14 protein-coding genes are annotated in these 21385 nt (G+C 67.4%); 6 read left to right on the top strand and 8 right to left on the bottom strand.

Translation table 11 applies throughout. The features are described 5' to 3' along the window. Nucleotides 1-322: 322 nt before the first annotated feature. On the top strand, nt 323-1480 hold the full coding sequence (locus CY652_RS18555; RefSeq protein WP_102132187.1) for a peptidyl-alpha-hydroxyglycine alpha-amidating lyase family protein: 1158 nt from the start codon (nt 323-325) through the stop codon (nt 1478-1480). 15 nt (nt 1481-1495) lie between these two features. Here CY652_RS18555 and CY652_RS18550 read toward each other — a convergent pair whose 3' ends face one another. From CY652_RS18550 to CY652_RS18540, 3 genes are all read right to left on the bottom strand, one after another. Continuing rightward, nucleotides 1496-3499, bottom strand: a complete 2004-nt coding sequence (locus CY652_RS18550) for a methyl-accepting chemotaxis protein (RefSeq protein WP_102132186.1) — start codon at nt 3497-3499, stop codon at nt 1496-1498. A gap of 169 nt (nt 3500-3668) precedes the next feature. Next, the gene (locus CY652_RS18545; RefSeq protein WP_102132185.1) at nt 3669-6158 is read right to left on the bottom strand and encodes a heavy metal translocating P-type ATPase; all 2490 of its coding nucleotides are present in this window, start codon (nt 6156-6158) and stop codon (nt 3669-3671) included. Between the two features lie 228 nt (nt 6159-6386). Then, nucleotides 6387-7049 carry an FMN-binding negative transcriptional regulator gene (locus tag CY652_RS18540; RefSeq protein ID WP_102132184.1) on the bottom strand — a complete coding sequence of 221 codons (663 nt, stop codon included), beginning with the start codon at nt 7047-7049 and terminating at the stop codon, nt 6387-6389. A 244-nt stretch (nt 7050-7293) separates the two neighbouring features. On the opposite strand from CY652_RS18540, the gene CY652_RS18535 reads away from it, so the two are divergent. Continuing rightward, a complete protein-coding gene (locus tag CY652_RS18535; RefSeq protein ID WP_102132183.1) occupies nt 7294-8712 on the top strand; it encodes a DUF1254 domain-containing protein in 1419 nt (472 codons plus the stop codon). A gap of 174 nt (nt 8713-8886) precedes the next feature. Further along, nucleotides 8887-12759 (top strand): DUF748 domain-containing protein, encoded by a 3873-nt coding sequence (locus CY652_RS18530; protein ID WP_102132182.1) that lies wholly within the window; start codon nt 8887-8889, stop codon nt 12757-12759. A gap of 229 nt (nt 12760-12988) precedes the next feature. Here CY652_RS18530 and CY652_RS18525 read toward each other — a convergent pair whose 3' ends face one another. Then, a complete protein-coding gene (locus tag CY652_RS18525) occupies nt 12989-13708 on the bottom strand; it encodes an SDR family NAD(P)-dependent oxidoreductase (RefSeq protein WP_102132181.1) in 720 nt (239 codons plus the stop codon). 132 nt (nt 13709-13840) lie between these two features. Here CY652_RS18525 and CY652_RS18520 point away from each other — a divergent pair, with 132 nt between their 5' ends. The 3 genes from CY652_RS18520 (at nt 13841) to CY652_RS18510 (ending at nt 15690) form a co-directional block, all read left to right on the top strand. Continuing rightward, nucleotides 13841-14788, top strand: coding sequence for a LysR family transcriptional regulator (locus CY652_RS18520; protein WP_102132180.1), 948 nt, complete (start codon nt 13841-13843; stop codon nt 14786-14788). A 154-nt stretch (nt 14789-14942) separates the two neighbouring features. Beyond that, entirely contained in the window at nt 14943-15245 is a 303-nt protein-coding gene (locus tag CY652_RS18515) for a hypothetical protein (RefSeq protein WP_258002361.1), read from the top strand. A gap of 148 nt (nt 15246-15393) precedes the next feature. Continuing rightward, nucleotides 15394-15690, top strand: a complete 297-nt coding sequence (locus tag CY652_RS18510) for a hypothetical protein (protein WP_102132178.1) — start codon at nt 15394-15396, stop codon at nt 15688-15690. Between the two features lie 493 nt (nt 15691-16183). On the opposite strand, the gene acnA is transcribed toward CY652_RS18510, so the two are convergent. The 4 genes from acnA to CY652_RS18490 all read right to left on the bottom strand — a co-directional run. Then, nucleotides 16184-18901, bottom strand: a complete 2718-nt coding sequence (acnA, locus tag CY652_RS18505) for an aconitate hydratase AcnA (RefSeq protein ID WP_102132177.1) — start codon at nt 18899-18901, stop codon at nt 16184-16186. A 75-nt stretch (nt 18902-18976) separates the two neighbouring features. Next, a complete protein-coding gene (locus tag CY652_RS18500; protein WP_102132176.1) occupies nt 18977-20428 on the bottom strand; it encodes a bifunctional 2-methylcitrate dehydratase/aconitate hydratase in 1452 nt (483 codons plus the stop codon). A 66-nt stretch (nt 20429-20494) separates the two neighbouring features. Next, a complete protein-coding gene (locus CY652_RS18495) occupies nt 20495-21025 on the bottom strand; it encodes a hypothetical protein (protein ID WP_102132175.1) in 531 nt (176 codons plus the stop codon). Between the two features lie 113 nt (nt 21026-21138). Continuing rightward, nucleotides 21139-21385, bottom strand: a 247-nt coding sequence (locus CY652_RS18490; RefSeq protein ID WP_308410395.1) for a citrate/2-methylcitrate synthase, incomplete at its 5' end; no start/stop codon positions are given.

Genomic DNA, 21385 nt, shown 5'->3' with positions numbered 1-21385 from the left:
GATGCGGCAGATATTCTATTCACGGACGCCTATCCGTGGACGCGGAATGGCGGCGCCGGTGCTGCCGCGACGCGCACGCCGCCGACCCGTTCCGTACGGTTTCCTTACGGCCGCCGTTTTGCCGTATCCGCGCCGAAGCGAAAAATTCCGGCCGTGCCAAGAAGGGCAAGCCCTGGCTTTGCCCCGTCCGGTATGCACTACACTGAAACGGCCCCTGACCGGGCGGCCCGATTTCCGGGCGGTCGCCGCGTCGGCACGAGGGTCCGGTTACGCCGGCCGGCATGGACGACATCGACGGCGAATCATAAGGGGGAGACGACCCATGCGTTCCGACTATCCGGCCTTGTCCTGTCCGTGCTGCGGCGGCCTTCAACATCGCGGCGTCAGCCGGCGCCGCTTTCTCGCGATGGCGGGCGAGAGCGCCGCCGCGCTCGCGTTGACGCCGGGCCTCGCCTGGTCGGCGGGCGCCGACGTGCCGACCATTGCCTTCGATTCCGTGCCCAACCCGCTGCGCCTGCCGCTCGACATTTATTTCGGCGAGTGCTCGGGCGTCGCCGTCAATTCGAAGGGGCACGTCTTCGTGTTGTCGCGCGGCAACTCGTCGGGGCCGGCCTACGGCGCGGCCGCGGCCCAGCTACTCGAGTTCGGGCCCGACGGCCGTTATCTGCGCGAGATCGGCCGCAACCTCTACGCGTGGTCGTTCGCGCACACGGTCAAGATCGACCGGTACGACAACATCTGGGTGACGGACAAGGGCTCGGACATGGTCATCAAGTTCACGCCCGAAGGTCGCGTCGCGATGGTGTTCGGCCGCAAGCAGGAAGCGGCGGACGAAAACACCGGGCCGCTCAGGCATCCGAATCCGCCGCTGCCCGCCGTGCCGGGCTACTTCCGCCAGGTGACGGACGTGGCCTGGGACGCCGACGACAACGCCTACATCAGCGACGGCTACATCAACTCGCGCGTGGCGAAGGTCGACAAGCACGGCAACTGGCTCAAGTCGTGGGGCGAGCGCGGCAAGGGGCCGGGCCAGTTCCACACGCCGCACAGCATCGCGCTCGACCACCGCGGCCAGGTCTACGTCGCGGACCGCAGCAACCGGCGCATCCAGGTGTTCGACGGCGAGGGCAACTTCCTGCGCCAGTTCACGATCGACGTGCCGGTGCCGCCGAACGCGCGTCCGGCCATCGGCTACGCGCCCGACGAGGCGGCGCTCGAGGAAGGCACGTTCGCGCCCGGCTCGCCGTGGGCCATCTGCATTTCGCCGGGGCCGAACCCGGTGCTCTATAGCGCGGACGCGTATCCGGGCCGCATCTACAAGCTGACGCTCGACGGCAAGGTGCTGGGCGTGCTCGGCGAGTCGGGCAAGGAGCTCGGGCAGTTCGGCTGGATTCACGAGATGGCCTGCCCGCACGAGAACGTGCTCTACGTCGCCGAACTGCTGAACTGGCGCGTGCAGAAACTGCTCTTGCACGCCTGATTTTGCCGGTGCGTTTCAGTCCGCGTCGCCGACCCTGAAGACGCTGACGAGCTCGGCGAGATGCGCCGCCTGCTCGTTGAGCGTCGCGGCGGCATGCCTTGCCTCGACGACCAGTTGCGCGTTCTGCTGGGTCGTTTCGCCGATCTGCGTCACGGCGGCGTTGACCTGCTCGATGCCGCCCGACTGCTCGCGCGAGGCCACGCTGATTTCGCCGATGATGGTGCGCACTTCCTCGACGCGCGTGACGATGCCCTGCATCGTCGCGCTCGCTTCCTCCGCGATCCGGTAGCCGGCATCGACCGTGGCCGTCGATTCGGCGATCAGCGTCCCGATCTCCTTCGCGGCCGCCGCGCTGCGCTGGGCGAGCGCGCGCACCTCGGCCGCCACGACCGCGAAGCCGCGGCCGTGCTCGCCCGCGCGCGCGGCTTCCACCGCCGCGTTCAGCGCGAGGATGTTGGTCTGAAACGCGATGCCCTCGATCACGCCCGTGATGTCCGAGATCTTGCGCGATGCCGTGCCGATGTCGGTCATCGTCGCGACGACGCGTTCCACCGCGCGTCCGCCGTCGAGCGCGGCCTGCGCCGCGCCCGTCGCGACGGTGTTCGCGCGCGCCGCGTGGTCGGCGTTCTGCTGGACCGTCGAGGTGATCTGCTCCATGCTGGCCGCCGTCTGTTCGAGGCTGCCCGCCTGGCTCGCGATGCGCGCGGCGATTTCGCCGCTGCCCGCCGCGATCCGCCCGGTGCCGTCGCGCATCTGCGCCGACGCGCTGCGCACCTGCGCGACGATGCGCGCGAGCCCTTCGCCGATGCCGTCGATCGCGTGCGTCAGCCGGCCGATCTCGTCGGCGCGCGCCGGGCGTGTGCCGGCTTTCGTATCGGTATGCGCGCCGGCTTCGGCGCCGATCCGCACGCTGAGGTCGCCGGCGGCCATCTGTCCGGCCGCGTGCGCGGCGGCGTCGAGCGGGCGGCTCACGAGCCGGCGCGCGAAGAGCGCGAACAGCGCCGCGAACACGAGCACCAGCACGAAGCCGAGCGCGAAGAAGCGGTCGCGCGTCGCCGTCACGTCCGCCATGATCTCGTCCTCGGGCGCGACGCCGCCGACGAGCCACTGCCACTCGGGCACGGTGACGAACGAGACGAGCTTCGCGCGGGCATGCGTTTCGCCGAGCGTGGCGTCGGCGGACGTGTATTCGAGCTGACCCTCGCCCGCGTCGAGCATCTTCGTGTAGGGCGCGTTCGCGTCGTCGGAACGCTGGCCGGCCGCGGCCGGATGCACGACGAAGCGGCCGCGCGCGGGACCCGGCGAGGCGTCGATCACGAAGTAGTAGCCGCTCGCGCCGATCTTCAGCGCGCCGATGCCGGCCTCGATGGCGGCCATTTGCGTGCCGATGTCGATGCCGACGAAGAGCGCGCCGACCACGCGGCCGCTCGCGTCGTCGACGGGCCGGTACTGCGTGATGTACTGCTTGCCGAAGAGCGTCGCGAGGCCGGTGTAGGTCCGGTTCGCGAGGAGCGTCGCGTAGGCCGGGCTCGCGCGGTCGAGCAGCGTGCCGACGGCGCGCGAGCCGTCCTGCTTCTTGAGCGAGGTGGTGACGCGCACGAAGTCGTCGCCGGTGCGCGCGAACACGGTGGCGATCGCGCCGCTGCGCTGCAGGAACTGGTCGGGAATCTGGAAGTCGAGATTGAGCACCTGGTCGCCGGCCTTGAGCGTGGGCGTCGCGACGCCGCCGATGTCGACTTTCTGCGTGTCGTCGAGCGTGTAGTCGGCGGGAAGAAAGCTCGCGAACAGCGCCATCGAGCGGCCGACTTCGGCGGTGAGCGTCTGGTCGAACAGCTTGATCGTCGCGGCGATGGACTGGTCTTTCTCGGTGATGCGCGCGCGAACCTGGCGGTCCACGAGGTGGCCGGCCGCGGCGGTGAGCGCCCACGCGAAGGCGGCGAGCAGAACGGCGACGAGCGTGCACGAGAGCAACGCCAGCCGTCCGCCGACGCTTGCGCGGCGCAGGAGGGAGAAATTCATGGTATCGATTCGGCTGCAATAAAACGGGGACCGTCCGTATTCCGCAATCGTTTGCGGAATACGGTCGATTAGGACGTTTTACGGCAGGCGGACGGGATTCTTGAGCGCGCGGCCGGTGCAGCGGACCGGTCGCGCGCGGGCGGCGGGGAGGGGGAGGCGGGGAGAGCGTTCAGCCGCGCTCGCGCCAGCGGCGCAGCAGCAGCGCGTTGGTGACGACGCTCACGCTCGAAAACGCCATCGCGGCGCCCGCGAGCATCGGGTTGAGCAGGCCGAAGGCGGCGAGCGGTATGCCGATCAGATTGTAGACGAAGGCCCAGAACAGGTTCTGGCGGATCTTGTTCCAGGTGCGCCGCGAGATGTCGAGCGCGGCTGCGACGAGCGCGGGGTCGCCGCGCATCAGCGTGATGCCGGCTGCATGCATCGCGACGTCGGTGCCGGTCGCCATCGCGATGCCGATGTCGGCGGCGGCGAGCGCGGGCGCGTCGTTGATGCCGTCGCCGGCCATCGCGACGATGCCGCCGCTTTGCATCTTCAGGTCGCGGATCGTGCGCGCCTTGTCGTCGGGCAGCACCTGCGCGTGCACTTCCTTAATGCCGAGCTGTGCCGCCACGTCGGCGGCGCTGCCGGCGTTGTCGCCCGTCACGAGCACGCTGCGCACGCCCATCTTCGCGAGCCGTTCGATGGCCGCGCGCGCCGTCGGCTTCACGGTGTCGCCGAACGCGAGCAGCGCGAGCACGGCATCGGCATCGGCATCGGCATCGGCATTTTCGTCGGAAGCGGGGCCGGTCAGCCAGGAGATCGTGTGGCCGGCCGCTTCGAGTTCCCGCGCGCGCGCGGCGAGTTCGGGCGGGACGGCGAGCTCGAGTTCGTCGAGCCAGCGGCGGCTGCCGACGGCGTAGCGCCGCGAGCCGATGCGCGCCTCGACGCCGCGTCCCGGCACGGCGCGCGCGTGGGCGGCGGCCGGCGGCTGCGTGCCGGGATGCGCGGCCTCGAAAGCCTTCGTCACGGCCTTCGCGAGCGGGTGCTCGCTCTGGCGCTGCACGGCGGCGGCAAAGCCGAGCGCCGCGTCGGCATCGACGTTTTCGGCCGTTTCGAACGCGTTCAGCGACGGTTGGCCGAGCGTCAGCGTGCCGGTCTTGTCGAAGGCGACGACGGTGACGCCGTGCGCCGTCTCGAGTGCTTCGGCATCCTTGATGAGCACGCCGTGACGCGCGGCGACGCCGGTGCCGGCCATGATCGCGGCGGGCGTCGCGAGGCCGAGCGCGCAGGGGCAGGCGATCACGAGCACGGCGACCGCGTTGAGAATCGCCGTTTCCGCGGGCGCGCCGGCGAGCAGCCAGCCGACGAGCGTGAGCACGGCGATGACGAGAATCGCCGGCACGAAGATTTCGCTCACGCGGTCCACGAGCCGCTGGATCGGCGCCTTGCCGGCCTGGGCGCTCTCGACGAGGCGGATGATGCGCGCGAGCGTCGTCTCCGCGCCGATGGCCGTGGTCCGCACCGCGATCGCGCCTTCGCCGTTGATCGAGCCGGCCGTGACGGCGTCGCCGGGCTCCTTCGGCACGGGCAGGCTTTCACCCGTGATCAGCGATTCGTCGACGTGGCTGCGGCCTTCGAGCACGACGCCGTCCACGGGCAGGCGCTCGCCCGGATGCGCGACGACGATCGTGCCGACGCGCACTTGCGCGAGCGGCACCTCGCGCTCCGCGCCGTCCGCGCGCACGCGCGCGCGTTCGGGACGCAGCGCGTTCAGCGCGCGAATGGCGTCGGTGGTCTGGCGCTTCGCGCGCGTTTCGAGCCACTTGCCGAAGCGCACCAGCGTGATGACGACGGCCGAGGCCTCGAAATAGAGGTGGGCCGTGTCGCCGGGATGCGCGAACGTCTCGTAGAGGCTCACGCCCCAGGCGGCCGACGTGCCGAGCGCGACGAGCAGGTCCATGTTGCCGGCGCCGGCACGCACGGCTTTCCAGGCGGCGTGATAGAAGCGCGCGCCGAAGCAGGCCTGCACGAGCGTGGCGAGCGCGAGTTGCGCGAGCGGGACCAGCTCGAAGCGCAGGCCGAACGGGTGCGCGAGCATCGGCACGACGAGCGGCACCGTGAGCACCGCCGAGGCGAGCACGGCGACGAGCTCGCGGCGCGTGGCGTCGCGCGCGCGGGCGGGTTCCGGCGCGCTCGCGTCCGCGAGGACCGGCGTGGCCTCGTAGCCGGCCTTCGTCACAGCGGCGACGAGCGCGTCCATCTGCTCGCCGGTGAGCGGCCCGCGCAGGTTGACCGTGGCCTTTTCGTTCGCGAGATTGACGGCCGCGCCGGTCACGCCGGGCACGCGCGCGAGCGCTTTCTCGACGCGGTTCGCGCAGGCCGCGCAGGTCATGCCGCCGATGGCGAGCTCGGCCGTGTCGGTCGTGACGGGCGCGGCTTCGTAGCCGGCCTTCTCGACGGCGGCGACGAGCGCGGCCGGTGTAACCGGGGCGTCGGCTTCGACGGTAGCTTTTTCGGTGGCGAAATTGACGGCAGCGCGCGTGACGCCGGGGACTTTCGCGAGCGCCTTCTCGACGCGCGTCGCGCAGGCGGCGCAGGTCATGCCGTGGATGTCGAACTCGGCGACGGACGAGGCGTCGAGGGGAGCGGCGACAGGATCGGCGAGGGTGGAAGTGCTCATGGTCGGGGCGGCCCTTGAGGGCGCAATCGGATCGATGTGAGGCAGTATCTGGCTTCCCATGATGGGAAGGTCAAGGGCGGGCAGGGGCGGCCATCACTTTGGTGTTTTATTGCGCGGATTACCGGAATAGAGACGGACGATGGCTATCCATGCCATCCGGGCAGGACGTCGTGCGCGGGAACGGCCGGCGGGCCGATCCGGGGCAGGATCGGCCGTGCGCCTGCGGCGTTATGCGCCGTCGCCGGACAACGCGGCCTGCATGGCGAGACCGACCGCGCGGGCCTCGTCGGTGCCGCGGGCGAGGAGCGCCTCGGCCGCGCCGCGCCGGTCGGCCGGCGCCTTGTTCTGGCCGAGCTTCCATTTGCCGGTAAGCCGCGTCACCTCGATCTCGATGCCGACGATCGCGGCCAGCATCTGCGCGATGTAGTCGGCGGGCGCGTCGCCCATCTTCCAGGGGCGTGGCTCGCCGACCTGGGACTCCATCTTGCGCGTGAGCCGGGCCACGAGCCCGCGCACGAACGCTTCGTCGTCGCGCACGGCGAGACGCCCGTGCGCATGGACCACGACGTAATTCCAGGTCGGCACCTGACGATGCGTTTCGTGTTTGCCCGGGTAGCCGTTGGGCGAAAGGTAGGCGTCGGGACCCTGAAAGATGACGAGCGCCTCGGGCGCGCCGGATGCCGATGCGATCGTCTGCCAGAGCGGATTGGCGCGCGCCACGTGGGCGCGCAGGATGCCGTGCGTGCCGCCCGAACGGTCGAGCTCGAACGGCAGATGGTCGGCGTCGAGCCCGCCCGGCCCGTGCGTGACGAGCGCGCCGAGCGGATGCGCCTCGATCAGCGCGTGGAGCACCTCGCGGCGGTTTTCCTCGAAATGGGCGGGGACGTACATGGGCGGGCGCTCCGGTCGGAATGAGTTCGCCCTGCAAACTTTACCCGCTATGCCCCGATCCGGGAACGCATAATTTCCGATGGATTTCCGCCGAATGCCTTTTCACCGTCCGGCGCGGACGATACGATACCACCCGGCGGGATCGGGACTGACGAAGCGCGTTCGCAAGGAGCCGGGGGGCCGGCGGCGAAGCGCGGTGCCGGTGACGCTCCTCATGAACCGTGCGTATCCGCAGGCTCGACAGATGATAAAGAGACGCCAAAGACGACCCCTGCTTCATCGCGCCTGCGCCGCGTTCGCGCTCGCGCTCGCGGCTTTCGTTGCCGGCTGCGCGTCCGCGCCGGGCGTCGCGCCGAAGACCGACAACGGCTGGGTGAAGGACGAAGTGTCCGACTCCTACGTGTTCGGCTATCCGCTCGTGCTGATGGACGTGGCGCGCGAGGATTCCACGGGCACCGGTCCCGGCGAAGCCGAGGCCAACACGCTGCGCAGCGCCGGGGCGCTGCCGCCCGTCGGCGCCGCGAATCCGCCGACGCCCGGACTCGACACGCTCGATTCCAGCGGCTGGCTCGATCTCTCGAACGGACCCGTGCTCGTCTCGCTGCCCAACTCGCGCGGCCGCTACATGGACGCGCGGGCGCTCGACATGTGGACCAACGTGGTCTGGTCGAGCGGCGCGCAGATCACGGCCCGATCCGGCGGTCTCAAGTCGCAGACGATCGCCTTCGCGCCGGCGGGCTGGAAGGGCGACCTGCCTGCGCACGTGCAGCGCGTCGACGTGCCGACGCGCTACGTCTGGGTCCTCGCGCGCATCGAGACGCGCGGCGGCGACGCGGCGGCGATCCGCCGGCTGCAGCGCGCGATTCGCGTCGCGCCGCTGTCGGCCCCGGACGACGACGACGCCCAGCCGGCCGCGGGCGGCGCCGGCGAAAGCGGCGATCCGGCGCCGTCGGGCACGCCCGTCGCGCAGGTGGCGGCGCTCGACGCGAACGGCTATTTCGACCGGCTCGCGCAGGCGCTGGCCGACAACCCGCCGTCGCCCGACGATGCGCACGCGCTGAAGGTCCTGTCCGACATCGGCGTGCAGCCGGGCGAGCCGGTCGACCTGCCGCACGACGCGACGACGGCGGTAAGCGCCGGGCTCACGGACGGCCAGGCTCGCGTGGCCACGCCGCCGAACGATCTGCTGGCCGGCAACGGCTGGACCTGGGTTGGCGACGAGGCCGGCCGCTATGGTCAGGACTACGTGCTGCGCGCCTACGCGGCCTCGTCGGAGCCGGGCCTCGGCACGCGCGACGACGAGGTGCGCGCGCGCGTGGCCGTCGACAGCGACGGCCACGCGCTGAACGGCGCGAACCGCTACGTGATCCACTTCGCGCCGGACCAGTTGCCGCCGGTGCGCGGCTTCTGGTCGATCACGGCCTACACGACGGACGGCGCGCTCGACGCCGACGCGCCGGTGCGCGTCGCCTACGGCGAGCGCAACGGCATGCGCCGCAATCGCGACGGCTCGCTCGACGTGCGGGTCTCGGCGGAGCGCCCGAGGGGCGCGAACGGGGTGAGGGCGCCGCAAGGCGATTTCCAGCTCGTGCTGAGGCTCTACGCGCCGAAGCCGCAGGCGACCGACGGTAGCTGGCTGCCGCCCGCGGTCGAACGCCAGTAAAAGGCAGGGGCCGGCGCCGCGCGGCGTCGGTTCCGAGCAGGCAGACCAGTTGCACACGCGCCGCGCGCCTTCGGGCCTATACTTCGGGCTGTCTGTTCCGGCGCCAGCCAATCCATTCATAGTCCCACTATCGCGGCGGGCCTCTGCCTCTTGCCGCGTCACCGGCAAGCAAGCATGGCAAGTCTCGACAAAACCGCGCTGAGTTCCTCGTTGCAAACCGCCCGCGCCGTCGTGCGGGCGCCCCGTACGCGGCGCATCGTCGTCGGCATCGCGATTTTTCTCGTCGTGTTCGGACTGCTCGGCTTTTTCGCCGCGCCGCCCTTGATCCGCAACGCCGCCGACAAGCAGCTCTCCCAACTGCTCGGCCGCCCCGTCACGATCGGCCGGATCGCGCTCAACCCCTATACGCTGAACCTCGAGGCCGACCAGGTGCACATCGGCGAGCCCGGCGGCAACGGCAGTTTCTTCGACGCCGCGCGCCTCGTCGTGCGGCCCTCGTGGTTCTCGCTGCTGCGCATGGCGCCGATCGTCAACGAGGTGCAGCTCGAGTCGCCGCATGTCTCGATCGTGCGGCTCGGCGCGCAGCGTTTCAACTTCACCGACCTGATCGAGAAGTTCTCGACGCCCTCGAAGCCGGGCAACGGCAAGTCGACGCCGTTCTCCGTCTCGAACATTCGCATCGACAACGGCCGAATCGATTTCGACGACCAGTTGCTGCACGAAAAGCACGTAATCGACGGCCTGTCGGTCGGCATTCCGTTCATCGCGACGCTGCCCTCGAAGACCGACATCTTCGTGCAGCCGCTTCTGCGCATGCGCGTCGACGGCAGCCCGATCGAGCTCGACGGCAAGACCAAGCCGTTCGCCGCCTCGCGCGAATCCGAGGTCGAGCTGCGCATCGACGGGCTCGACGTGCCGCGCCTGCTCTCCTATGCGCCGGAAAAGCTGCCGGTGACGGTCGGCGCCGGCAAGCTCTCGACCGACCTCAAGCTCGACTTCGTGATGTCGGGCGAGACGCCGTCGCTGCGCGTGTCGGGCACGACCGATCTCGACGGGCTCGACGTGAGCGGCCCGGACAACGCGCCGTTCTTCGGCGCGCGCCGCCTGCACGTGGCCGCGGCGACGCTCGAGCCGCTGCGCAGCGTCTATCGCTTCGACGACATCGAGCTCGACGGCCCGTCGCTCAGCCTTTCGCGCGATAAAACGGGCACGCTGAGCGTCGAGCGGATGTTCGCCTCGCAGGGGGCGGGCGCGCCGGCAGCGGCCAGCGCGGCGGCTTCGGGCGCGGCGCCTGCCGCCGCTACTGCCGCGAAGGCCGCGCCGCTCGACCTCGCGATCCGCCATTTCGCGATCACGGGCGGGACCGTCCATCTGCACGACGAAACGCCGGCGAAGCCCGTCGACTTCGGGCTCTCGAACGTCGCCGCCACGCTCGACAACTTCTCGAGCACGGCGAAAACGGACGCGCGGTACACGTTCGGCACGGGTCTCGACAGCGGCGGATCGGTCGCCGTGTCCGGCGCGTTCGGCATGGCCGCGAAGCATGCCGACGCGAAGATCGACGTGACGGCGCTGTCGCTGCCGCCGCTGCAACCGTGGCTCGACGGCGCGACGTCGGCGCAGATCGGCGCCGGCCAGTTCGGGGCGAACGTGAACCTCAGCGCGAACTGGGCGAACTCGCCGGCCGCCGTGCAGGTCGGCCAGAGCGTGCTGACGCTGACCGGGCTGAAGGTCATGGCGCACGGCACGAAAACGCCCGCCATCGCGCTCGGCCAGGGACAGGTGCAGGTGAACCAGGTCGATCTGGCCGCCCACACCGCCGAGATTTCGGCCGTCGATACGACCGGCCTGCAAATCAACGTCGAGCGGCGCAAGGACGGCAGCATCGACCTGACCGAGCTGGCCGCGCCGCCGCGCCGCGAAGCGGCGCATGCGCGGACCCGGGAAACGCACGGGGCGCGCGAGACTCGCGAGACCCGCGAAGCGGCACGGTCCGCCGCGCCGGCCGCGCCGACGCCGTGGCATTACCGCGTCGACGAGGTGAGCGTGCAGGACGGCGACGTGGAGTTCGTCGATCGCACGACGCCGCGGCCGGCGAAGCTCAGCATCAAGCCGCTGCAACTGAAGGTCCAGCAGATTAGCGACGACCTCGGCCATCCACTGCCCATCGACTTGAAGGCCACGCTCAACCGCAAGGGCACGCTCGCGTTGAACGGCGAGATCAAGCCGACGCCGCTCGCGACGACGCTGCGCATCGACGCGAACCGCCTCGACGTGGCCGCGTTCGAGCCGTACTTCGGCAGCCAGCTCAACGCGACGATCGCGAGCGCGCTCCTGAATGCGCGGGGCCAGCTCGCGTTCGACGGCGGGAGCGCGATGCGGGCGAACTGGCGCGGCAACGCGGCGCTCGTCGACGTGCGGATGCTCGACAAGGCGACCTCGGATTCGTTCGCGGGCTGGCGCTCGCTCGCGCTCTCGAACCTGAGGGCGACTTACGACGCGCGGCGCGGCACCGACGTCAGCGCCTCGCGCGTGACGTTCGCGGGTTTCTACGGGCGCGTGCTGCTCGACCCGCAGGGCCGGCTGAACCTGACCGGCGTCGTCGCGAGCCAGGGCAGCGCGCCCCAGTCGCTCACGCGCGATTCGAGCGGCAAGGAGGCCGTGTCGCTGACGCCGCGGGCGGCTTTGGGCACGCCGGCGAATGTCGCCGGCGCCGGTGGCAGTGCCAGTGCCGCCATCGCGGCCAGTACCGCCGGCACGCAGGCCACGGCTTCGGCCGCCGCCCAGGCTTCGGTGCCGGCGTCAGCTCCGGCTGCGGCGAGCGCTGCGGCGGCAGCGGCGGCGCATCCCCCCGTCCGTTTGCATTTCGGCGAGCTCGTGTTGCAGAACGGCAGCGTGAATTACACCGACCACTTCATCACGCCGAACTACTCGGCCGATCTCGTCGACATCCACGGTCGCGTCGGCGCGTTCGGCACGCAGTCCACGACGCCCGCGCCCGTCGACGTGTCGGCGCAGCTTTCCGCGAACGGTCCGCTGTCCATCAAGGGCACGGTCGATCCGCTGATCGCCCAGCCGTCGCTCGATCTGACCGCGAGCGCGAACGACATCGAGCTGACCAACCTCACGCCGTATTCGGCGAAGTACGCGGGCTACCCGATCACGAAGGGCAAGCTCAACGTCGATTTGCACTACCAGCTCGCGAACAACCAGCTCACGGCCAACAACCACATCTTCATCGACCAGCTCACGTTCGGCGACCACGTCGTGAACAGCACCGAGACGAAGCTGCCCGTGCGGCTCGCCATCTCGCTGCTCAAGAACTCGCGCGGCCAGATCGACGTGAACATTCCCGTGTCGGGCTCGCTCTCGGACCCGCAGTTCAGCGTTGGCGGGCTGATCTGGCATGCGTTCCTGAACCTGATCGAGCGGGCGGTGACGGCGCCGTTCTCGCTGCTCGCGAACGCGTTCAGCGGGGGCGGCGGCGAGGATCTCGGCTACGTGGCATTCGCGCCCGGTTCGGCGACGCTCAGCGACGCGGACGACAAGAAGCTCGACACGATCGCCCGCGCGCTCGCCGACAAGCCCGCGGTGAAGATCGATCTGATCGGCCGCGTCGATCCGGCCGTCGACAGCCCGGCGCTGCGCGAGCAGTACGTGGACAGTCTGGTGCGGCAGCAGAAGGTGAAGAGCGTCGTCGGCAACGGCGAGAGCGTCGATCTCTCGACGGTGACGGTCGATCCGAAGGAATACGACGAGTACCTGACGAAGGCCTATAAAGGAGCTGACTTCAAAAAGCCGCGCAACCTGGTCGGCATGACGAAGACGCTGCCCGCGGCCGACATGAAGCAGGCGCTCGAGGCCCACGCGCCGGTCGACGAGGCCGCGCTGCGCGACCTCGCGCAGCGTCGCGCCCAGGCGGTGCAGCAATACTTCCAGGGCAAGGTCGACGCGAGCCGCGTGTTCGTCGTCGCGCCGAAGCTCGACGCGAAGGGCATCCAGGACAAGGGCGCGACGACGCGCGTCGACTTCGGGTTGAACGGCTAGGCAATGGCCGGATAAGGCGGGTATCAGATTCTGTGGTTGATTTCTGTTTGTGCGCCGCGGCAGTTGCTGCGTATAGCGATGTTTCATTCTGGGGGCGTAGAAGTGGCCAAGTGCGGCCAGAAGTCGTCATGCGACGCGAGCCGCTTGCAGACGCTCGAACGTCTTCTGTTCCTTTGACATCGAACCGTCAAGCGCGGACGCTCGCTTCGATTGTCTTGCGCGGCGTCCGTCACCATCGGACGGTTCTACCGCGGTAGTCGAGGAATTCGAGGCCGGGACGACCCTGTTTGGCCAAGAGCGTCTCCACGACTCCAGGTACGCTCTCTTCAATTGATAGTCGCCCGTCGGGTCCGCCCAGATCCGTACGTACCCACCCGGGCGCCATCAGCAGCATCGCGCGTTTCGTTTTGGCCTGGCGTGCCGCGAAGCTTCGCATGAACTGGTTCAGTGCTGCCTTGCTGCCGCGATAGACTTCCCGCTGCCCGGACTCGTTGTCGGCGATGCTGCCTTGCCCGGACGACATCACGCCGATCAGACCATCTGCGGGAACCAGGCCGGACAGACGTTCAACAACCCGCATCGGACTGAGCGCGTTGGCGATCATGAGATCGACGAAATCCACGGTCGATACTTCGCCGATGGTCTGCGTCGGATCGGGGTTGGTCGTGCCGGCGTTGACGAACAGGATGTCGAACGTCCGGTTCGACAAACGAACCCGCAACGCATCGATCTCGTCAGGCCGGGTGATGTCCACCGTTTCGACCTCGACACTCTGCGAATGTGAGTCAGCCAAAGCGTGTAGCAACGTAGGGCCGTTGGTGGCCCGGACGGTGCCCACGACGTGCCACCCTTTTGCCAGAAACTCTACGGCCATCGCATAGCCGAGACCGCGCGAAGCGCCGATGATCAGAATCGTTGGAGTGCGAACCGGGATTGCAGCGTGGGACATGAGTCTTCTCTTTGCTGGTCGATGCGATGGTTTCAATTCTGAGACCCGCACCGGATTTGCACCAGACGCCCTGCCTGCAAACCACGATTGAACGGAACGCCATGCCACGCCGCGATCCGCTATGCTGGACAGATGTCACGCGTCGACCTCAACCTTCTCACTGCCCTTGACACGCTGTTGACCGAGCGAAGCGTCACAGCAGCCGCGCAGCGTCTAAACCTCAGCGTTTCAGCCATGAGTCGTACGCTGGCACGCCTGCGCACGGTCACGGGCGACCGGTTGCTGCTGCAGGCAGGCCGCTCGCTCGTCCTCACGCCCTATGCAGAGCAGTTGCGCCAACGCCTTCCCGCCTTGACCCGCGAAGCGGAGGCTTTACTCAGGCCGCCGGAGTACCGGTTCGATGTTGCGGCCCTGGAGCACAGCTTTACCGTGCGAGCGGGTGAAGGATTCATCGATCTGGTCGGCGCTCCTCTGATGGCCCGGATCAGTCGCGCAGCGCCGGGCGTGCAACTCCGCTTCACGCCCAAGCCGGACTGGGATGCGCAACCGCTGCGTGACGGCAAAATTGACCTCGAAATCGGCACCGTGAGAACTTCCGCTCCCGAGATGCTGACGCGCCTGCTTCTTCGCGATCGGTATGTCGGCGTGTGCCGCGTCGACCATCCGATTTTGAGCAGCGTTGGTGTGTCCGTGGAACGTTGGGTCGAGTCCGGTCACATACTGACTGCGCGACCCGGAGAGAGCTTAAATTCTGTCGATGTGGCGTTGGCCGATCGCGGCATGCAACGGAGGGTATCGATAGTCGTGCCGTCCTTCACCAGCGCGATGCAGTTGGCCCGTCGCTCCGACCTGCTCGCCGTCATCCCGCACTCCTGCGTGGGCAACACGTTCGCACCCGATTACGCTGCCTTAAATGGCTTGCAATGGTTCGAGCTGCCCTTGTCGACACCCGCTTTCAATGTCTCGGCGATTTGGCATCCGCGTCTCGATCATGACCCGGCTCATCGCTGGCTGCGCGCGGAAATTCTGGCGGTATGCCTGGAGGCTTATCCGCGAGACCCGGTCTGTAGTCGGCCATGAAGGGACGGTCGACGTATCTGCCAAGATCATCGACAATCCGTAGCGACGAACATGTCCGAGAAGTCACTAAACTCCTCTCCTCAACATGCCACATGAATACCTCGTAATTTTCCAGTATCACGAGCCCGAGCCGCGAAAGCTATTCGAGCGTGGAGTGATCGAAGACTACGAATCAACGACTGGGGTTTTCATCGAAGCAGAGGCGGTAGAAGATGCTTTGGCTTGGTGTGAGGCAATCGCACAGGAGCTTCTACGGCGCTGCAATGACGACAGGTCGTTAGATTGGAGTCGATTGGGGTATTCGTGCTGGATTGAGCCCAATCCGGAAAAATCATTCTGGGGCCATTGTTTGGACTTTTTCCAGCACGTTCAAACTAATGAAATGCCGAACATTGACGCGATGGATACCGCTGCGTATGTTAGTTGGCAAGATGCACGAGGCAGGCCGTCGATCTGAGCGGATTCAAGAAATACGAGAGACCACTTCGGACCCAGCCGTGAGGTCGCCCGGCCAAGAACGCTCAGTCGTCGACAAAATCTAGATCGTTGGCAATGACATACCCCTTCGCAGGGAGAGCGATCAAGGAAAAGTGAAACGAGGCACTATGGGACAGAAACTGGGCGATACCGAGCTTGAACTATACCGAAGAGTGGATGAGGTTCTGTACTACGTATGGGACCCTATTGGCGTTGCACCCAATCCCGTTACACGTGACGAATACCAAAGGTATTTGCCGAAAGTATTCTCGATGTTGCAGGAGGGAGTAGGCGTTTCATCCATCGCAGCATACTTGGATAACGTTGCGACTGAGAGGATGGGACTGAACGGGAATCCGGAGCGTTCCAAGCGAGTTGCAGAATTCCTGCTCGACTGGAAAACCAAGATTTACCGGATACGGTAGTGACAAGCTTGAATCGAGCGGTGTGGCGGGGCAAGGTCTGCGCCTGACTATTACGCAGACGGTGCCCAAGGCCCTGGGCGCGGTCAGCATTACCCACTGGTGTCCCTTGCGGGAGTGTCCTTCCCCCCACCGCAGCATCATTATATCGACATCGTAGAACAAGCCAAATGTGGCCAGAATTCCGTGCGCTGAATGAAAATCTGTTGTCACCGACCGTCCGTTATTGAGAAGACTGACAGACCGCTATGGGTCGGCAACCGCCGAATGTTCTGCAGATTCCTACAATGCCTGATTTTCGCGATGCAGCATGCATGGCGAACGTCAACCGCTGAATCCGAATACCCGATAAGGCAAGGCCAGATAACGGTCCGGTTTTTCCGGCAAGACGGCTCCGGGCCGGCCGACCCGGCGGCCCGAAAAAAAAGCCCGACACAAACGTGTCGGGCTTCCAAGTGTCGCTGCCTTCCCGAAAGAAGGCAGCGCCTGCAAAGGCTTACGCCGCCAGCAGCGAGCGCAGCACGAACGGCAGAATCCCGCCGTGCTTGTAGTAGTCCACCTCGATCGGCGTGTCGATACGCAGCAGCACCGGCACGCGCTGCGTCTTGCCGTCCTTGCGGTGCACGACGAGCGTCACTTCCTGCTGCGGCTTGAAGTCGTCGCCGAGGCCTTCGACGTCGAACGTCTCCTCGCCCGTGATGCCGAGCGACTGGATGCTGTCCGAGCCCTTGAACTGCAGCGGCAGCACGCCCATGCCGACGAGGTTCGAGCGGTGGATCCGCTCGAAGCTGCGCGCGACGACGGCCTTCACGCCGAGCAGTTGCGTGCCCTTCGCGGCCCAGTCGCGCGAGGAGCCCGTGCCGTACTCTTCGCCGGCCAGCACGACGGTCGGCGTGCCATCGGCGATGTACTTCATCGCGGCGTCGTAGATCGAGAGCTGTTCGCCGCTCGGCTGGTGGATCGTCAGGCCGCCCTCGACGCGCGTGCCGTCCGCCTTCACCGGGATCATCAGGTTCTTGATCCGCACGTTGGCGAAGGTGCCGCGCATCATCACGTCGTGGTTGCCGCGGCGCGAGCCGTAGCTGTTGAAATCGGCCTTCTGCACGCCGTTCGCCTTCAGCCACTTGCCGGCCGGCGAATCCTCCTTGATCGAGCCCGCCGGGCTGATGTGGTCGGTCGTCACCGAGTCGCCGAAGATGCCGAGCGCGCGTGCGCCCTTCACCTGCGGGATCGAGTCGGCCGGCTGCATCGAGAAGTCCTTGCCGAAGAACGGCGGCTCGGCGATGTAGGTCGACTTCGGCCAGTTGTAGACCTGGCCGGCTTCGCCCTCGATCTTGCTCCACAGGTCGCCCTTCTTCGTGAGCTGGCTGTAGTTCTTCTGGAACGCGTCGGCGTCGAGCGCGTACTTGAGCAGCGCGTTGACTTCGTCGCTCGTCGGCCAGATGTCGCCGAGGAAGATGTCCTTGCCGCCCTTACCCTTGCCGACCGGCTCGGTCATCAGGTCGCGCGTGATGTTGCCGGCGATCGCGTAGGCGACGACGAGCGGGGGCGAGGCGAGGAAGTTCGCGCGGATGTTCGGGTGGATGCGCGCCTCGAAATTGCGGTTGCCCGAAAGCACGGCGGCCGCGACGATGTCGTTCTTCGTGATCGCCTCGTTGAGCGCCGGCGTGAGGTCGCCCGCGTTGCCGATGCAGGTCGTGCAGCCGTAGGCCGCCAGCTCGAAGCCGAGCTTCGAGAGGTAGGGCAGCAGGCCCGTCTTCGTCAGGTATTCGGTGACGATGCGCGACCCGGGAGCGAGCGAGGTCTTGATGTGCGGCGCGACCGTGAGGCCCGCTTCCACGGCCTTCTTCGCGAGCAGGCCGGCCGCGAGCAGCACGCTCGGGTTCGACGTGTTCGTGCACGAGGTGATCGCGGCGATCAGCACGTCGCCGTTCTTCACCGTGATGCCGTCCGAGGTCTTGTACCCGGCGTCGAGGTCGGCGGCCTTCTTCGCGAAGCCGTTTTCGGCGACGGGCTTCGAGAACAGGTCGGAGAACGTCGACTTGACCTTGCCGATCTCGATGCGGTCCTGCGGACGCTTCGGGCCGGCCAGCGACGGCGCGACGGTGCCGAGGTCGAGCGTGAGCGTCTTCGTGTAGTCGATCTGGCCGGCCTTCGGAATGCCGAACAGCTCCTGCGCCTTGAAGTAGTTCGCGAACGCGTCGATCTCGGCCTTCGTGCGGCCCGTGCCCTTGAAGTAGTCGATGGTCTTTTCGTCGACGGGGAAGAAGCCCATGGTCGCGCCGTACTCGGGCGCCATGTTGCCGATCGTCGCGCGGTCGGGCAGCGAGAGCGAGGCCGTGCCTTCGCCGAAGAACTCGACGAACTTGCCGACGACCTTTTCCTTGCGCAGCAGCTCGGTGATCGTGAGCACGAGGTCGGTCGCGGTCACGCCTTCGCGCAGCTTGCCCTTCAGCTCGACGCCGACGACGTCCGGCGTGAGGAAGTACACGGGCTGGCCGAGCATGCCGGCTTCGGCCTCGATGCCGCCCACGCCCCAGCCGACCACGCCGATGCCGTTGATCATCGTCGTGTGGCTGTCGGTGCCGACGAGCGTGTCGGGGTAGTAGACGGTGTCGCCGCCGTCGCTCTTCTTGTGCACGCCGCGGGCCAGGTATTCGAGGTTGACCTGGTGGACGATGCCCACGCCCGGCGGCACGACCTTGAACGTGTCGAACGCCTGCATGCCCCACTTCATGAACTGGTAGCGCTCGTTGTTGCGCTGGAATTCCAGCTTCATGTTCAGGTCGAGCGCGTCCTTCTGGCGGAAGTAGTCGATCTGCACCGAGTGGTCGACGACGAGGTCGACGGGCACGAGCGGCTCGATCGCCTTCGGGTTCTTGCCGGCGAGCTTCGCGACGCCGCGCATTGCGGCGATGTCGGCGAGCAGCGGCACGCCGGTGAAGTCCTGCAGCACGACGCGCGAAACCACGAACGGAATTTCGTCGACGCGCGCGGCGGTCGGCTTCCAGTTCGCGAGCTGCTCGATGTGCTCTTCCGCGATCTTCTTGCCGTCGTAGTTGCGCAGTACCGATTCGAGCACGATGCGGATCGACACGGGCAGCCGGTCGATTTTCACGCCGAGCTGTTTGCCGAGTTGCGGCAGCGAGTAGAACTTGCCTTTGCCGGAGCCGCTATCGAATTCCTTGAGCGTTTTGTGGAGGTTGTGGGCCATGGTGTTTTCCTTCGTTAATCGCGGAAATGACGTTGCTACACGTTTCTCTGTGCCTTGGACTGGCGGGCAGATGCTTCAAATCACGTACAGGTCGACGTACTCGTCGACAGGCATGGCCTCGAGGCGAGCCTGGTCGAGGGAGACGTCGAGGATGGCCTGCTGCTGCTTCTGCGGGAAGCGGCGCGCGAGGTTGGTACGGAACTTTTCGACGAGCAGGGGCAGGCCTTCGTCGCGGCGGCGGCGGTGGCCGATAGGGTACTCGACGCCGACCTCGTCGAGCTTCGTGCCGTCGGCGAACTCGACGGTGATCGCGTTGGCGATCGAGCGCTTCTCGGGGTCGTGATAATCCTTCGTGAACTGCGGGTCTTCCACGCAGACGATCTTCGCGCGCAGTGCGTCGATGCGCGGGTCGCGCGCGCGCTCGTCCTCGTAGTCGGCCGCCGTGAGCTGGCCGAAGAGGAGCGGTACGGCGACCATGTACTGGATGCAGTGGTCGCGGTCGGCCGGGTTCGAGAGCGGCCCCTTCTTGTCGATGATGCGGACGGCCGCCTCGTGGGTGCGGATCGTGATCTTCGCGACGTCCTCGACGCGCAGGCCCTTCGCGGCGATCTGCGCGTGCAGGGTCATGGCGGCCTCGGCGGCGGTCTGGGCGTGGAACTCGGCCGGGAACGAGATCTTGAACAGCACGTTCTCCATGACGTAGGTGCCGTAAGGCCGTTGAAAGCGGAACGGCTGCCCGCCGAACGAGACGTCGTAGAAGCCCCAGGTTTTCGCGCTCAGCGCGGACGGATAGCCCATCTCGCCGGTCTTCGCGATGAGGGCGAGGCGCACGGCGCGCGAGGTGGCGTCGCCGGCGGCCCACGACTTGCGCGAGCCCGCGTTGGGCGCGTGGCGGTAGGTGCGCAGGGACTGTCCGTCGACGACGGCGAGCGAGACGGCGTTGACGAGCTCGTCGCGCGTGAGGCCGACGAGCTGGCCGACCACGGCCGTGGAAGCGAGCTTGACGAGCATGACGTGATCGAGGCCGACGCGGTTGAAGGCGTTCTCGAGCGCGATGCAGCCCTGGATCTCGTGGGCCTTGATCATGGCGAGGAGTACCTCGCGCATGGTGAGCGGCGCCTTGCCGGCGGCGATCGCGGTGCGCGAGAGCCAGTCGGCCGTGGCGAGGATGCCGCCCAGGTTGTCGGACGGGTGTCCCCACTCGGCGGCGAGCCAGGTGTCGTTGAAGTCGAGCCAGCGGATCATGGCGCCGATGTTGAAGGCGGCCTGGACGGGATCGAGCTGGAACGGCGTGCCGGGGACTTTCGCTCCGTGGGGCACGACGGTGCCGGGCACGATGGGCCCGAGGAGCTTGGTGCAGGCGGGGTAGGAAAGCGCCTCGAGGCCGCAGCCGAGCGTGTCGATGAGGCACAGGCGGGCGGTATGCAGGGCCAGCGCGCTGTCGACGCGATAGTTCAGCACGTAGTCGACGATGTCGACGAGGACCTGATCGGGACTCGGACGAACGTTGGAAATCGGTGCGGACATCGGGGTTTCCTGGGTTGATCGGCGGCCGGCCCCGGAACTTCCCCCCGGGGCCGGCCTGTGGGCGGCTTACTGGCCGGTACGATTCAGCTCGTTGGACTGCGTCGGCGCCGGCGAGCCTTGCAGCATCTCGGCGGTCTTGCACTCGTCGGCGAGCCGCGTGTCGTCCTTGTCGGAGAGCAGCATGGCCTTGGTCGGGATTACGACGAGGTCGAGGCCGCTCGCTGCGTCGTGGAAGCGGTCGGCACCCGTCGTCGTGGTTTCGCGCGGCAGGTTGTAGTTCCTGTCGCCCCAGTGGACCGTCACGATCTGGTCACGTTTCATGTCGCCCTTGAGCAGGAACGACAGGCCGTCCTCGCAGGTCCACCGCACCGAACCTTCCGGAATCGGGTCGCCCGCGGCGACCCTGGTCGAGCGCCGGACGAGGCGATGGCGGGGTTCCGGCGCGCGCGCGCGGGCCCGGCGGTGAGGCGTCGGCTTCTTCGCCGTGGCTTTTTTTGCCGCGGCAGGCGCGGAAGCCTGCGCGAAAGCGTCGGGCGCGGCCACCAGCATCGTCGAGGACAGCGCCCCGATCACGGTGGCGATCAGCAGTTTTTTCATGGAGCTAAACCTTTCCTATATTTCAAATCAGTTGGACAGTGCGCGGCCGCGCGAGAAGTCCGGTTTGCGGCCGCCGGTTGCACTGCGCGCGCCCCGGAAGCGCACAGCGGACGCTATTTTCTCCTATTTAGCGGCACGAACTTCAAATTTTCCGGTCCGGTGTAATTGGCGCTGGGGCGGATGATCTTGTTGTCGTCGCGCTGCTCGATGACGTGCGCGCTCCACCCGGCCGTTCGCGCGATCACGAAGAGCGGCGTGAACATGGCCGTGGGCACGCCCATGCGGTGGTACGAGACGGCGCTGAACCAGTCGAGATTCGGGAACATCTTCTTCGCATCCCACATGACTTTCTCGAGCCGC

The sequence above is a fragment of the Burkholderia sp. WAC0059 genome, assembly GCF_002870125.1.
Lineage (GTDB): Bacteria > Pseudomonadota > Gammaproteobacteria > Burkholderiales > Burkholderiaceae > Paraburkholderia.
The sequence above is the reverse complement of the archived record's forward strand: the minus strand, read 5'-3'. Positions and strand labels throughout refer to the sequence as shown.

Coding starts and splice junctions, on each gene's coding strand:
- CY652_RS18495 (WP_102132175.1), bottom strand. CDS start 21,025: ATGAAAAAACTGCTGATCGCCACCGTGATCGGGGCGCTGTCCTCGACG.
- CY652_RS18510 (WP_102132178.1), top strand. CDS start 15,394: ATGGGACAGAAACTGGGCGATACCGAGCTTGAACTATACCGAAGAGTG.
- CY652_RS18520 (WP_102132180.1), top strand. CDS start 13,841: ATGTCACGCGTCGACCTCAACCTTCTCACTGCCCTTGACACGCTGTTG.
- CY652_RS18555 (WP_102132187.1), top strand. CDS start 323: ATGCGTTCCGACTATCCGGCCTTGTCCTGTCCGTGCTGCGGCGGCCTT.
- CY652_RS18500 (WP_102132176.1), bottom strand. CDS start 20,428: ATGTCCGCACCGATTTCCAACGTTCGTCCGAGTCCCGATCAGGTCCTC.
- CY652_RS18550 (WP_102132186.1), bottom strand. CDS start 3,499: ATGAATTTCTCCCTCCTGCGCCGCGCAAGCGTCGGCGGACGGCTGGCG.
- acnA (WP_102132177.1), bottom strand. CDS start 18,901: ATGGCCCACAACCTCCACAAAACGCTCAAGGAATTCGATAGCGGCTCC.
- CY652_RS18540 (WP_102132184.1), bottom strand. CDS start 7,049: ATGTACGTCCCCGCCCATTTCGAGGAAAACCGCCGCGAGGTGCTCCAC.
- CY652_RS18535 (WP_102132183.1), top strand. CDS start 7,294: ATGATAAAGAGACGCCAAAGACGACCCCTGCTTCATCGCGCCTGCGCC.
- CY652_RS18530 (WP_102132182.1), top strand. CDS start 8,887: ATGGCAAGTCTCGACAAAACCGCGCTGAGTTCCTCGTTGCAAACCGCC.
- CY652_RS18525 (WP_102132181.1), bottom strand. CDS start 13,708: ATGTCCCACGCTGCAATCCCGGTTCGCACTCCAACGATTCTGATCATC.
- CY652_RS18545 (WP_102132185.1), bottom strand. CDS start 6,158: ATGAGCACTTCCACCCTCGCCGATCCTGTCGCCGCTCCCCTCGACGCC.